The sequence below is a fragment of the Pseudomonas sp. Irchel 3A18 genome (assembly GCF_900187465.1).
Taxonomy (GTDB): Bacteria; Pseudomonadota; Gammaproteobacteria; order Pseudomonadales; family Pseudomonadaceae; genus Aquipseudomonas; species Aquipseudomonas cichorii.
The window spans coordinates 53,691-65,873 of sequence record NZ_FYDI01000016.1; the positions used below are offsets into that span (position 1 = coordinate 53,691).

13 protein-coding genes are annotated in these 12,183 nt (G+C 58.7%); 3 read left to right on the forward strand and 10 right to left on the reverse strand.

Going from position 1 to position 12,183, the window contains the following annotated elements:
* Positions 1-48 precede the first annotated feature (48 nt).
* Positions 49-768, forward strand: coding sequence for a 16S rRNA (uracil(1498)-N(3))-methyltransferase (locus CKW23_RS22500; protein ID WP_025262231.1), 720 nt, complete (start codon positions 49-51; stop codon positions 766-768).
* A 48-nt stretch (positions 769-816) separates the two neighbouring features.
* On the opposite strand, the gene CKW23_RS22505 is transcribed toward CKW23_RS22500, so the two are convergent.
* Positions 817-1,431: a hemolysin III family protein gene (locus tag CKW23_RS22505; RefSeq protein WP_025262232.1), complete on the reverse strand. Its 615-nt coding sequence runs from the start codon at positions 1,429-1,431 to the stop codon at positions 817-819.
* Between the two features lie 141 nt (positions 1,432-1,572).
* Here CKW23_RS22505 and CKW23_RS22510 point away from each other — a divergent pair, with 141 nt between their 5' ends.
* Positions 1,573-2,496 (forward strand): LysR substrate-binding domain-containing protein, encoded by a 924-nt coding sequence (locus CKW23_RS22510; protein WP_025262233.1) that lies wholly within the window; start codon positions 1,573-1,575, stop codon positions 2,494-2,496.
* Positions 2,497-2,579: 83 nt separating this feature from the next.
* Here CKW23_RS22510 and madM read toward each other — a convergent pair whose 3' ends face one another.
* From madM to mdcA, 9 genes are all read right to left on the reverse strand, one after another.
* On the reverse strand, positions 2,580-3,344 hold the full coding sequence (gene madM / locus CKW23_RS22515) for a malonate transporter subunit MadM (RefSeq protein ID WP_025262234.1): 765 nt from the start codon (positions 3,342-3,344) through the stop codon (positions 2,580-2,582).
* Between the two features lies 1 nt (position 3,345).
* Positions 3,346-3,762, reverse strand: a complete 417-nt coding sequence (madL, locus tag CKW23_RS22520) for a malonate transporter subunit MadL (protein WP_095068367.1) — start codon at positions 3,760-3,762, stop codon at positions 3,346-3,348.
* 70 nt (positions 3,763-3,832) lie between these two features.
* Positions 3,833-4,768: a malonate decarboxylase subunit epsilon gene (gene mdcH, locus CKW23_RS22525; RefSeq protein WP_095068368.1), complete on the reverse strand. Its 936-nt coding sequence runs from the start codon at positions 4,766-4,768 to the stop codon at positions 3,833-3,835.
* The gene (locus tag CKW23_RS22530; RefSeq protein WP_177434668.1) at positions 4,765-5,403 is read right to left on the reverse strand and encodes a malonate decarboxylase holo-ACP synthase; all 639 of its coding nucleotides are present in this window, start codon (positions 5,401-5,403) and stop codon (positions 4,765-4,767) included. The genes mdcH and CKW23_RS22530 overlap by 4 nt, the downstream gene beginning before the upstream one ends.
* Positions 5,397-6,197 carry a biotin-independent malonate decarboxylase subunit gamma gene (gene mdcE, locus CKW23_RS22535; protein WP_095068370.1) on the reverse strand — a complete coding sequence of 267 codons (801 nt, stop codon included), beginning with the start codon at positions 6,195-6,197 and terminating at the stop codon, positions 5,397-5,399. Before mdcE ends, CKW23_RS22530 begins: the two co-directional genes overlap by 7 nt.
* Positions 6,194-7,045 (reverse strand): biotin-independent malonate decarboxylase subunit beta, encoded by an 852-nt coding sequence (locus tag CKW23_RS22540; protein WP_095068371.1) that lies wholly within the window; start codon positions 7,043-7,045, stop codon positions 6,194-6,196. Before CKW23_RS22540 ends, mdcE begins: the two co-directional genes overlap by 4 nt.
* Positions 7,038-7,337, reverse strand: coding sequence for a malonate decarboxylase subunit delta (locus CKW23_RS22545; RefSeq protein ID WP_025262240.1), 300 nt, complete (start codon positions 7,335-7,337; stop codon positions 7,038-7,040). The genes CKW23_RS22540 and CKW23_RS22545 overlap by 8 nt, the downstream gene beginning before the upstream one ends.
* Before the next feature lie 2 nt (positions 7,338-7,339).
* Positions 7,340-8,215, reverse strand: coding sequence for a triphosphoribosyl-dephospho-CoA synthase (locus tag CKW23_RS22550; RefSeq protein WP_095068372.1), 876 nt, complete (start codon positions 8,213-8,215; stop codon positions 7,340-7,342).
* Positions 8,215-9,891, reverse strand: coding sequence for a malonate decarboxylase subunit alpha (gene mdcA, locus CKW23_RS22555; RefSeq protein ID WP_095068373.1), 1,677 nt, complete (start codon positions 9,889-9,891; stop codon positions 8,215-8,217). Before mdcA ends, CKW23_RS22550 begins: the two co-directional genes overlap by 1 nt.
* A gap of 243 nt (positions 9,892-10,134) precedes the next feature.
* On the opposite strand from mdcA, the gene CKW23_RS22560 reads away from it, so the two are divergent.
* On the forward strand, positions 10,135-12,066 hold the full coding sequence (locus tag CKW23_RS22560; RefSeq protein ID WP_095068374.1) for a M60 family metallopeptidase: 1,932 nt from the start codon (positions 10,135-10,137) through the stop codon (positions 12,064-12,066).
* The last annotated feature ends 117 nt before the right edge of the window (positions 12,067-12,183 follow it).

The following is a 12,183-nucleotide window of genomic DNA, read 5'->3' on the forward strand; positions in this document are numbered from 1 at the left end:
CATCCCCGAACCTCTTCTGCACAAAGAATAATCACCCAGAGACCCACCATGAGACTGTCCCGCTTCTTTACCGACGCCACCCTGAGCCTGGGCGAACACGAATTGCCCGAGGCTCAGGCGCACTACATCAGTCGCGTCCTGCGCATGGCCGAGGGCGATACGCTGCAACTGTTCGACGGCTCGGGCACGGAGTTTCGCGGCACGCTGGTGGAAGTCGGCAAGAAGCGCGTGCGCGTCCAGCTCACTGAAAGCCTGGCCGGGCAGATCGAATCGCCGCTGCGCATTCATCTGGGCCAGGGCCTGTCTCGTGGCGAGCGGATGGACTGGGCGATCCAGAAAGCCACAGAACTGGGCGTCACTGAAATCACTCCTGTCGTCAGTGAACGCTGCGAAGTCCGCCTGAAGGACGAACGCGCCGAAAAACGTCAGGCGCACTGGCAACAGATCGCAATCAGCGCCTGCGAGCAATGCGGCCGTTCGGTTGTGCCGGTGATTCATCCGCCGATGCCACTGGCCGACTGGCTCAAGCAGACCGAGGCCGACCTCAAGCTGGTCCTGCACCCGGTCGCCGAAGCCCTGACCAGTCATGAAAAACCGACGACCCTGGCCTTTCTGATCGGCCCTGAAGGCGGTTTGAACGATGCAGAAGTCGAGCAAGCCAAAGCATCAGGCTTCCACGCCGCCCGCCTGGGCCCGCGCGTGCTGCGCACCGAAACAGCGCCGGTGGTTGCGCTGAGTGTGGCTCAGCAACTGTGGGGGGATTTCTAAATCAGGTAGAAGCGAATCATTCGCGACCTTTCGCGAATGAATTTGCTTCTACAGCACGTAAAACCAGATCGCTACGAAATGCATCAGGCTTCCGGCAATCACGAACAGGTGCCAGATCCCGTGCCAGTGGCGAATGTGGTCGTAGGCAAAGAAAATAATGCCCACGGTGTACAACACGCCACCGCCTGCCAGCCAGATGAAACCCGCCAACCCAAGTGTCGCCAACAGCGGTTTGACGGCCACCAGCACGATCCAGCCCATGACCGCGTAGATCACGATGGACATGATCCGGGCTTCGGAGCGTGGCTTGATCTCTTGCAGGATGCCGATCAGCGCCAGTCCCCAGACCACACCAAACAGGCTCCAGCCCCACGGGCCGCGCAACGTAACCAGACAGAAGGGCGTGTAACTGCCTGCAATCATCAGGTAGATCGAAAAGTGATCGACCTTCTGCATGATGACTTTCGCCCGTCCGCGGACGCTGTGATACACCGTCGAAACGCTATACAGGCTCACCAGACACAGGCCGTAGATGGCCACGCCGACAATCTTCCAGATATCGCCCTGCAGGCTCGCCATCACCAATAACCAGATCGCACCGACAGCCGCCAATACAGCGCCCACCAGATGCGACCAGGCGTTGAATTTTTCTCCGTAGTACATCCGCACATGACCTCTGACTGCAAGAAACACCTTTTTAGAGGCTCGCGGTTACAGATGTAAAGCGCAATGCAGATATTTGCAGCAGTCATCGTCTTCGGGGTCAGGCACAATCGTGCCCACACCAACAACAAGCGCCACGACATGCAGATCGATGACGAGCTGACCCTGAAAAAACTTGAAATTTTCCTGGCCTTCATGCGCACCGGCAATCTGGCGCGGGCGGCTGCGGAATTGCAGACCAGCAATGTCAGCGTGCATCGCGCCATTCATTCGCTGGAGAGTGCCTTGCGTTGCCCGCTGTTCAAGCATGAGGGCCGCAACCTGACGCCGATGGAAAGCGCCTATGTGCTGGAAGAGCGCGCCCAGAAGCTGATCCAGGACGTGCTGAGCACCGTTGAAGCAACCCGCCAGGCTGCCGGCTTTTCGGCTGCACGTTTCAAGCTCGGGGCGTTGTATTCATTGACGGTCAAGACGGTGCCGCAGCTCATCATGGGCCTGAAGATCCGCCGCAGCGAACTGAATATCGACCTGATCCTGGGCTCGAACATCGACCTGTTCTACAAGCTCAAGAACATGGAAGTCGATGCGATGCTGGTCTCGCTGGATGAAAGTCTCAATGACACGGACTGCGAGCACCTGCCGCTGTTTTCCGACGATATCTTCCTCGCCGTACCGGCCGACTCGCCCTTTTCCCATCATCAGGAAGTGGACCTGAGCGACCTGTGCGAATCGACCTTCATTACCCTGACCCAAGGCTTCGCCACACACCGCGACGGCATACGGGTATTTCAACAGGCGGGCTTCGAGCCCAAGGTCGCGATGCAGGTGAACGACATCTTCACCCTGCTGAGCATGGTCAGCTCAGGCGTGGGTTACGCCCTGCTGCCGGGGCGCATCGCAGCGGTCTATGAAAACCGCGTGCGACTGATCCCGCTGCAGGAACGCTATCGCATGCAACAACACATCGGCCTGGTGTTTCTCAAATCCAGAGAACGGGACCCGAACCTGCTGGCACTGATTGCCGAGTGCCGGATGTATACCAACCGCCTGACCAATATCGCGTAGGAGCGAATTTATTCGCGAAGGCGGCTACAAGCTACAAGCTTTTGACTTGAGACTTAAAGCTTGCAGCTTGTCGCTCCAACGCCCTACCCCACAATGGCTCGCACAATAAAGTAGAGCAGCGACGGCCCGAGCAGGCAGCCCAGCCCGGTGTGGAAGGTGGCGGTCAGTGCGCCGTAAGGCACCAGGCGCCGGTCGGTCGCGGCAAGGCCAGCCGTCACGCCGCTGACGGTGCCGGCCAGGCCGCCGAAGACCATCGCGGAGCGTGGGTTGTCCAGGCCCATCCAGCGGGCCGCCATGGGTGTGCCGACCATCACGACAATCGCCTTGATCAAACCTGTGGCAATGGACAAGGCCATCACATCCGAGGTTGCGCCCAGGGCAGCGCCCGTCACCGGCCCCACGATGTAGGTGACGGCGCCCGCGCCGATGGTGGTCATGCTGATGGCGTCGCGATAACCGAACACCCAGGCAACGCTCGCACCCACGATGAACGGCAGGATAGTGCCCAGGAACAAGGCAACCGCGCCGATCATCCCGGCCTTGCGTGCTTCGGTGGCTTGCACCTCGAAGGCCGTGGCGACGATGGCGAAGTCGCGCAGCATCGCACCGCCCATCAGACCGATTCCGGAGAACAGCGCCATGTCGGCCAGGCCTTTTTGCCCACCGGTCAGCGTGCCGCCGACCCAGGCCAGTATCAGGCCGATGACAATCGCGATGGCCGAGCCATGCACCCGCCCGAAGGTGAGTCGCTTGGACAGAATGACCGAAATCCACATGATGACGCCGACAAAGGCGAAGGCGGTGATCAGACCGTTGTGTTCCAGACCTTTCTCGATGAGATCCCACATATCAGCGACCTCCCACAGGGGTTGCAGTCGGGATCACGTCCGGCTCTTCCTTGGGCAGCGGCTCGCCCCGGTTGGTACGGCTGATCAACGCAATGGTGCAGGCACACAACACCACCGAACCGATGGCAGCCAGCACGGCAACAGGTCCGCCCTTGAGCGCAGTCACCACATTCTGTTGGGCGGCCATGGCCACAACCACCGGGATGTACATGGCGCCCCAGAAGCCGACGCCCAACTCGCATTCCTTGCTCATGCCGCCGTTTTTCTCCATCCACAGGCGAGCACAGATCAACAGGATCATGGCGATACCGACACCGCCCACGTTGGATTTGACCCCCAGCAGAACGCCGAGCATGTCACCTAGAATCACCCCTGCAAGGGTGCAAATAGCCAGCAAAGCCACACCGTAGATAATCATTGTTGTTATTCCTCAATTGCGTTGCCGAAGTTGTTGTTTTTGTCCTTCGCAGCAGCATTGCACTCACACTTTATGGATTGCGGGTTCCCTCCTCTCGCGACAACGCGACCAGACTGTCCAGGCGAGCGCCTTGAAAGGCGACTGCCGTTCCTTGTTCGAACACTTTGCGCGCCAGCCCCGTCAGCACGGTGCCGGGCGGTAACTCGATCTGCAGCCGCACGCCACGCTCGTAGGCGGTCTGCACGGTGCTGCGCCAGTCGATGACCCGGCACATGTTGAAGGTCAGGTCATCGCGCAGCTTTTCGACGGCCACGATGGGGCGTGCCGTACTGCCGCTCAGATAACGCACTTTGGGCGTTTCAAGGCGAACCTCAGCGAAGGCTTTGGCCAGCACCTGCGCCGGTTCATCCAGCAGAGCGCAATGGGACGGCACGCTCACGGCCAGGCGTTTGACGGCGGCTGCGCCGGCCTCTTTTACCAGGCGCCCGACCTGCTCCATCGCCTGGCTGCTGCCAGCAATGACGCATTGGTTATCGGCGTTGATATTGGCCAGGAAAACCGGCGTCTCCTGGCTATGAATCCGGTCAATCGATGCCTCGATGCAGGCTTGATCCAGACCGATAATGGCGGTCATGCCATAGCCTTCGGGGTAAGCGTTCTGCATCAACTCGCCGCGCAGGGCCACCAGTCGCAGTGCATCCTCGAAAGCCAGTGCATGGGCAATGACAGCGGCCGGATAAGCCCCAATCGACAGACCGGCGACGTAATCCGGCTGACAACCGTGGTGCTGCAAAACCCGAGCGCAGGCCACCCCGGCGATCAGCAGGCAAAGCTGAACGGAACGGGTCGACTGCAGCGCGTCGGCGCGGTCCAGCGCCAAGACATCTTCGCCCAGAACCTCGGCAGCTTCGTGCAGGCAATCACGCACCACGGGAGAGTCCGGCAACTGATGCAACATGCCCACCTGCTGCGCGCCCTGGCCGGGAAACACCCAGAAGCTGCTCATGCGCTCACCCCAGGCTGCTGCCATGGATCGCTGACCAGTCGGGTATCTGTCGAACTTTTGAGCAGAACCTCGCGGGAAGACCCGGCCCATTCCTTCAAAGCCACCGCCCCTTCGGCCAGTTGCAACTGAACATCGACCCGGCAGATAGCTGTTTCCAGCGCCTCCACCAGTTCAGCAGCCCAACCGCGACTCACAGGCTGCGGCGTGCGCAAAATCAGATCCAGATCGCTGCCCTGATGCAGCGCGGCAAAACCACTGGCCAACTCGAAGCCTGCACTGCCACTGACGCCCCAGCTCAAGTCCAATACGTCCATTACAGGACGCACCTGACCCAAAGCCTCCAATGCAGGCCAGCGCTGGGGATTTCTGTCAGCCAGATGAGTCAGTTGTTCAGGACGTACATGACGCTCGATGGCTGAGCACGGCATGGTCGTGGCATAGCGCTGTTCGCGACGTGGCCCGCGAATACCCACCGCCACCTGCCCTGCCGCAACAGCACCACGACGCACCACCACTGGCTGGCCCTGACTGATCACTTCAACTACCCAGTCAGGGGCATCCCCAGGCAAGCCGGACAGGCTCATGCCCCACAACAAATCATGGGGCAGCACCGCCAGCGGGGTATTCATTACCACTGAGCCCGCAGCAGTTGGCGCACAGTCGACGAAGCCGCGCGATTGCTGGCGCCCAGTCGACTGCTCAAGTCAGCACCTGTGGCCTGAACATCCTTGATGGCGCTGCTCAGCACATGCTGAACCTGAGCGACATCATCGGCCGCCGGTTGCTCGATCTGGCTGACCGACAAGGTTTCCCACAGCAAACCCAGACTCGCATAGTTGTCGATGTCATACGCCATGGGCGGAATGCTGGCGGCGAGTTTTTCCAGTTCCTCGACGCTGCGCAGCGTCACACGGGCGGCGGATGCCTTGCCCATGGCATGCACCATCACACCCGGATCACGCAGGGCAATCAGCCGGTTGGCCTGATAACCATGGGCCAGAAAGGCACCGGACATGGCTTTGCCCACCAGCAGACCAATCACTGGATGCCCGGCCAGACGGGCCCGAGCATAGCTGTCCACAGCGCCCGCCAGTGCCTGATGAATCCCCAATGCCTCTTCACGACGGCCATAGGCCTGGCTCGGCACATCGATAATCGCGATCAACGCACGTTTATGCTCAGCCTGGCGATCCAGCTCGATGGCATCGTCCACTGCCTTGGCCAGCCCCCAACCTTCCAGCAAACCGACTTCCCCATTGCGCGCGCGGGGAAAACGGTTGTCGGTATCGGCAATTACAGCCAGAAAACGTACCGGCCGATGACCAAGGCTGCCGTCCGCGGCCTTAACCGATGCGGGCAAGCCCACCACTTCTCTGGCCTGCGCGCTCAAGGCGTTGAACCAGTTCAAACCACGTGGGGAATCACTCATGACTTGGCTCCTTGATAGAGGGTGCGCACCGCCTGCGGGTCAATCTGCGGCGTGGTGTCCAGGCGCGAGAGACGCTGCAGGAACAGGTCGTACTGGCTGCTACGATGCTCGGCAGGAACGCCCTGCTTGAGCCAGCCGCTGACCTGCTGCCGGATATCCGCCACATCGTCAGCAGCAAAGCCGTCTACCAGTTCGCTGGCGAAACGTTGTTCGCCGCCGGTCAGGCTCCAGATAAAAGGTCGGTCGCGTGAGTCGTATTCTTCGATACCCGCTTCCTGCTCGATCACCTGCGGACCATTCAGACCCAGGCGAGCTTCCTGAGTGACCAGCAAGTAACTGCACAGGCCAGCGGCGATGGACATGCCGCCAAAACACCCGACACTGCCCGCCACGACACCAATCACTGGCTGGTACTGACGCAGGTCCACAATCGCGGCGTGAATCTCGGCAATCGCGGCCAGCCCCAGGTTGGCTTCCTGCAAACGCACGCCACCGGTTTCCAGTAACAGAATCGCAGCGGTCGGAATGCCGTTGCGGTTGTCTTCAGCAGCCAGCTCCAGTGCTCCGGCCATTTTTGCGCCGCCCACTTCGCCCATGCTGCCGCCCTGAAAAGCACCCTCGATGGCCGCAATCACCACGGGGCGGCCATCGACCGTACCTTTGGCGACCACCACACCATCGTCGGCCTGAGGCACGACACCCTGGCGCGCCAGCCAGGGCGACATGACGCGGGCAAACGGATCGAGCAGCTCGCGAAAGCTGCCCTCATCCAGCAAGGCTCGGGCGCGCTGACGGGCACCGAGTTCGATAAAGCTGTGCTGGCTCAGCAAACGGGCGGTATCAGTCATGGCCGATCTCCTCGAAACCCTGTTCCAGACGCAGGCGCACCACGCCCGGTGTCGCACCGAAATCATGAATGTCGATACTCAAGGCTGGCGGTGTCTGGCCCTCGAACATGCGCTCGAACAGATGCTGCCAACGCGCAGATGCACCATTGACCGAGGTCACCACCTGGATCGACAGCTTGCCCGGCAAGCCCGGCTCCAGCAGCACTTCCAGATCGCCCGACCCCACACAGCCCACCAACGCACGGCCTGTGGGCGGCTGTCCGGCAGGAAATTCAAAAGAAAGGGTTTCCATGATCAAAGACTCCTCGATGAATGGCCGAGCGCAGGCTCAAGGCTATCGATAAACAGGCAGGCGGCGAGCAGATCGGCTGCGCCTCCAGGAGAGGCATTCAGGCTCAGCAGTTGCTGATCCAGTTCTTGCAGATAGCGACGCCCTGCCAGGCTGGCACTGCCGCCAGCATCCAGCACCCGCTGCGCACCGCGCTGCATGGCTTCAAGCCCGGTCATTCCGGAACGGTGCAGCACACAGGTGTCCGCCAGTGTGGTCATGATCGCCAGCAAGGCATCCAGCCGGGAATTCTGCTCACCACAGCCAGCCGCCCGGCTGTGTTGCAGTTGTGGCAGGCCAAATCGGGTGATCGCCGGGAAGCCAAGCTGCGCCTGCTCCCGCGCCCCCATTGCGCCGTAACGCCGTGCGACCTCGCGGCCATTGCTGGGCTGAGCGACGGCATAACGATCCTCGATCAGTGCCAACTGCGCAGCCCGCAAACAGATAGCCGCTGGCTTACAGTTTTCCGGATCCAGCGCAGCAGCCGCCACCAGCAGACCCAAGGCCCAGATAGCACCGCGATGAGTGTTCACACCCGCCGTGGCGCGCAGCATGTCGCTTTCACCTTCGCGCCCGAGCCTACCCAAGGCCTCACGCAACGGTTGGCCTACTTCACCGAACTCCAGAGCGGCATCGGCCATTTGCTTGAAGGTTGGCCACAGCGACAAGGCCGACGCATGCATCAGGCCCAAGTGCAGATCGGTGTGCGCCCCGCTGCCGCGCCGGTCCACCAATGCAGGCTTGGGTGACAGGTCGGCTTCGTCTATCAGCGCTTCCACAGCCATATCGGCCAGGTGCTCGCCAAGGGTAAGGGGTGGCGAATCCAGTTTGAGTGCGCGCATCACCAGCTCCTGAATTTCGCAGGCGGGTTGTACAAGCCGCCAGACCACTGGACCAGCTCGGCAATGCTCTTGGCAGCCAGCAACTCACGGCTGGCATCGGTACGACGAATCCCCAGGTCCTCCGGCAAGGCAATCAGGCCTTCACGGCGCATGCGCGCAGTGTCCTTGGGGTTATGGCGCATGCCGATCACCGTCACGCCTGCCACGGCGGCAATCATCGCCTGACGCTCTTCAAGGCTGCGCGCCTTGTACAGATAAGCAATGCCTTCCTCAGTGAGCAGGTGAGTGACGTCATCGCCATAGATCATGATCGGCGCCAGTGGCATGCCGCTCTTCTTAGCCACTTCAACCGCGTCGAGGGTTTCGACGAAAGTGGGTTTGCCGCCCTCCTGGAACGTCTCGACCATCTGCACCACCAGCTTCTTGCCACGCTCCAGATAAGCCTCGGGAGCATCGCCACTCTGCTGGCGCATATCGAGCCAGGCCGCAGTTGCATGGCGACGGCCGCGAGGGTCATGGCCCATGTTGGGCGCACCACCGAAGCCTGCCAGCCGACCGCGAGTAACGGTCGAGGAATGCCCGTCGCCATCGACCTGCAAGGTCGCGCCGATAAACAGATCCACCGCGTACTGCCCGGCCAGTTGGCACAACTGACGATTGGAGCGCAGCGAGCCATCACGCCCGGTAAAGAACACATCGGGCCGGGCGGCGATGTAGTTTTCCATGCCCAGCTCGGTGCCGAAGCAATGCACACTTTCGACCCAGCCACTTTCAATGGCGGGGATCAGCGTCGGGTGCGGATTGAGTGTCCAGTTGCGGCAGATCTTGCCCTTGAGGCCCAGAGATTCGCCGTAGGTCGGCAGGATCAACTCAATGGCGGCGGTGTTGAACCCAATGCCATGGTTGAGCGACTGAACGTTGTGTTTTTCATAGATGCCGCGAATCGCCATCATCGCCATCAGCACATGCACCGGCTTGATATGGCGCGGGTCGCGGGTGAACAGCGGTTCGATATAGAACGGCTTGTCAGCCACCACCACGAAGTCGACCCAGGAGGCCGGGATATCAACACGGGGCAGTTCGCTGACGTCGTCCACCAACTGGTTGACCTGGACGATGACAATGCCGTCGCTGAAGGCTGCGGGTTCGATCAGGGCCGGAGTGTCTTCGGTGCTCGGGCCGGTGTAGATATTGCCAGCCCGGTCAGCCATGAAACCGGCGGCCAGCACGACGTTGGGGATCAGGTCCACCACCAGTCGCGAATAGAGTTCGATGTACGTGTGGATGGCACCGATTTCCAGCAGCCCGTCTTCAAGCAACTGGCTGATGCGCAGGCTTTGCGTTCCGGCGAAAGAGAAATCCAGCTTGCGGGCGATGCCCTGCTCGAAAAGATCCAGATGCTCGGCCCGACCGACACTGGGCATGATCATGTGCAGATCGTGCACCTTGGCCGGATCAACCTTGGCCAGTGCCCGGGAAAGAAAGTCTGCCTGCTTCTGGTTGTTGCCTTCCAGCACCACACGGTCCCCGGAAACCAGCAAGGCCTCCAGCGCCGCGACAATCTTGTCGGTCGGCAACACCACACCATCGGCGAGGGCTCGCACCTGTTCGAGCCGCCGCTGTTTCTCACTGCGACGACGCGACCAGCGCGGGTCGGGGTTCATTATTGTTGTCATGATCACTCCACGAATTCGCTGTCGTGGATCACCTTAGGAGCGAAGGGTGTGGAGCATCAATCAAGCAGGGAGTGGGATTGTTACGGTTGGAGTAATGAATGAGGATTTGGGCTGCTTTTCGCGAATGAATTCGCTCCTGCAGGCCCATAGTATTACCAAACGATATACCTGCACGCGCCCATTCAATGATGGACAAACTAAACTACATCCAATAAAGGGAGCACTATAAAAAGGAGCCAGACAATGAGCATGCCTTATGATCGAACCATACTATATAAAGCCACGCGCTTATACCTTCAATCCATTATCATCCTGTTGACATTCGTCACGGGCATCGCAGCCCATGCCGAAAACGACGCTATCTACGATGACAAAGAAGTATTAGTGCCTTCGGAATACCTCGATAGAAAGATCGACACTTCTCAACCCTCTACACAAGGTCTACTGAGCGAAGTCTTGCTGTGGCAATTACGGGCACAGGCAATATATGAAGGCGGAGAAGACACGTACAACATTCCCGTTCTCGAAGAACAAGAGAATGAAATGAGGCGCGTGGGAGGATGGCAGCATAGAAATATCTATATACCCACTCGTGTTTATCTGGCGGTCGGCGATGAGATAATTCTGGACGTCAAAGACTATCCCAGCCTGCTTACACGCTGTTCCGCTCACACATTCGCTAACTTCGACAAGCCATACGGATCCTCGGCCACGAACAGCATGACCTTGAGAAAAAACTCGACTCAGGTTTACAAAGCAACCATTCCCGGCATGCTGATGCTTGCCTGTGTGGACGTCGGCAAGAACATGAACAATTGGAGCAGTTGGGGCCAATTTGTCAACATCAGCACCTCCCAGCCCCATGCAAACACATCGCTCTATCTCTTCGGAGTAACACCACCGAGCGACTGGCCTGCGATCGCAAAAAAACCTGACCCCTCAGGCCAGGTCTACCTGTTCAACGGCAGAACCGTGATGAACTTCCCAGCATCCGTAGCCTTGCAGCATGCCGATAAAGATATAGATGCCATGATGAAGGAGCACCTGATCATTACAACCCGCTATGATCAATTCAATGGTTTTACATGGCAGACCGATACGCCACTCGATGCTGTAGCCTTATCAATGTATCAGGCAAGCTTCAACCTATGCTGTATGTCTCATTATTACAACGGACTGGTCGGAATAAATTTTGGTGGAAACCGGGTAACCAGTCAGTGGGGCGACTGGCATGAATATGGTCATCAGAACCAACTGGCCTGGAAATGGAACCACCTTACAGAAATCAGCAACAACTTGTTCTCGCTGGAAGCTTGCCGAATGTTAACAGGCAATAAAGTAGCCAATTTTGATCGGTGTCACTCACGTTTCGGCGCCTATATAACCTCGGACCCAGAAGCGGTGGGACGATTTCTGGCCATGGACGGTTTACCTGAAGTCCCCGATAACCCTGCTGATAAAACGTTACTGATGCTCGCGCAACTTTATATCTCCTTCCCGGACTGGCATGCACAGTTCGCCAAGGATTTCCGGATGGCTTATGCACGTGGCGACAATGCCGATGACTTCTCGACAGAGCAGAAAAAGATCGACTGGTTTGTGATTAATAGCAGCAGGATAGTGGGCAAGGATTTGCGTGACTTCTTTGATAAATGGGGACTGACTTACAGCCCAGCGGCACGACAAGCCATCGCAGATTTCAACCTTCCAGCGCCTATCAAACCGTCCGTGCAGCACTCATTAGAATGGGCAATCCCTGCAAAAACAATGATTCAAGGAACGATATCCGTACCCGATCTGAAAAGCTTCGTTGGTCTTGTTGCTTATGGCAAAGAGGAAGGCCCCACATCGCTGCAACCGGTTGAGGGTGACTATACGAAACTGACAACGTGGGTTGTGGGCACACGGCGACAGCCTTACCCCCTTATCTTGCGCGGTACCCTCAGGCACGGAGAATGCCCAGAAGAATATCCTATGCATGCGTTAAGAGCCTGTCCTGGCAATGACCATAACGTCTATTGGAAACTGAGCTATGTGCCTTTAGACAATTTACTTACGCTGCCCGACGACCATTACGAAGGTGTACTCAGGCTGGGTATAAGGGCGGGTTCCGATTATAACTGGGGAGGAACCTTGACTGTTCCGATCAAGTTCAACGTCTCGAAGAGTCAATAACCTGAGTTTCGCGAATGAATTCGCTACGTGGTAATGCCGATCCATTAAGGTCATCAATCACTTTGTGGGAGGCAGTTGCTGGCGACTTCATTCGGCCCATGGCTTTTGAAAGGCATT

Coding starts and splice junctions, on each gene's coding strand:
- CKW23_RS22500 (WP_025262231.1), top strand. CDS start 49: ATGAGACTGTCCCGCTTCTTTACCGACGCCACCCTGAGCCTGGGCGAA.
- CKW23_RS22505 (WP_025262232.1), bottom strand. CDS start 1,431: ATGTACTACGGAGAAAAATTCAACGCCTGGTCGCATCTGGTGGGCGCT.
- CKW23_RS22510 (WP_025262233.1), top strand. CDS start 1,573: ATGCAGATCGATGACGAGCTGACCCTGAAAAAACTTGAAATTTTCCTG.
- madM (WP_025262234.1), bottom strand. CDS start 3,344: ATGTGGGATCTCATCGAGAAAGGTCTGGAACACAACGGTCTGATCACC.
- madL (WP_095068367.1), bottom strand. CDS start 3,762: ATGATTATCTACGGTGTGGCTTTGCTGGCTATTTGCACCCTTGCAGGG.
- mdcH (WP_095068368.1), bottom strand. CDS start 4,768: ATGAGCAGCTTCTGGGTGTTTCCCGGCCAGGGCGCGCAGCAGGTGGGC.
- mdcE (WP_095068370.1), bottom strand. CDS start 6,197: ATGAGTGATTCCCCACGTGGTTTGAACTGGTTCAACGCCTTGAGCGCG.
- CKW23_RS22540 (WP_095068371.1), bottom strand. CDS start 7,045: ATGACTGATACCGCCCGTTTGCTGAGCCAGCACAGCTTTATCGAACTC.
- CKW23_RS22545 (WP_025262240.1), bottom strand. CDS start 7,337: ATGGAAACCCTTTCTTTTGAATTTCCTGCCGGACAGCCGCCCACAGGC.
- CKW23_RS22550 (WP_095068372.1), bottom strand. CDS start 8,215: ATGCGCGCACTCAAACTGGATTCGCCACCCCTTACCCTTGGCGAGCAC.
- mdcA (WP_095068373.1), bottom strand. CDS start 9,891: ATGACAACAATAATGAACCCCGACCCGCGCTGGTCGCGTCGTCGCAGT.
- CKW23_RS22560 (WP_095068374.1), top strand. CDS start 10,135: ATGAGCATGCCTTATGATCGAACCATACTATATAAAGCCACGCGCTTA.